This is a genomic window from Vibrio sp. 1562, from assembly GCF_033340155.1.
Taxonomy (GTDB): domain Bacteria; phylum Pseudomonadota; class Gammaproteobacteria; order Enterobacterales; family Vibrionaceae; genus Vibrio; species Vibrio alginolyticus.
In genome coordinates this window covers 1-506 of the sequence record NZ_JAWOVY010000829.1, presented here as the reverse complement: position 1 = coordinate 506, position 506 = coordinate 1, and the positions used below count along the sequence as shown (strand labels likewise).

Annotated in this window: 1 protein-coding gene; it reads left to right on the top strand. The window is 48.0% G+C overall.

The window, feature by feature from the left end:
- The coding region (locus R7Z49_RS27910; protein WP_318112902.1) for a DEAD/DEAH box helicase at positions 1–506 on the top strand (506 nt) is incomplete at both ends.

Here is a 506-nt window from a genome sequence, read left to right as displayed (position 1 = left end):
GTGCCATCATTCTTACGCCAACGCGCGAACTGGCTCTGCAAGTGCATCAAAGTATTGAAGCGTACGGGAAGAACTTGCCACTGCGCTCAATGGCGATGTTTGGTGGCGTGGAATATGCGCCGCAGAAGCAAGCGCTGATTGAAGGCGTAGATATTGTGGTGAGCACACCAGGACGTCTGATTGATTTATACGGCCAGCGTGCGATCCATTTTGATGAAGTGGAAATGCTGGTACTGGACGAAGCCGATAAGATGCTTGATATGGGCTTTATCGACTCGATCGATAAGATCATCGATTGCATGCCAGAAGATGTTCAAAGTTTGCTGTTCTCGGCTACGTTGTTGAACCCGGTTCGTGATTTGGCCAAAAACGCGATTGTAGATCCTGAAGAGATTACGATTGCAAAACACAGCGCATCTAAGTCGAACATCAAGCAGTGGATCACCACCGTCGATAAAGACATGAAGTCATCGCTTTTGAGCCACATGCTGAATGAAAACGACTGG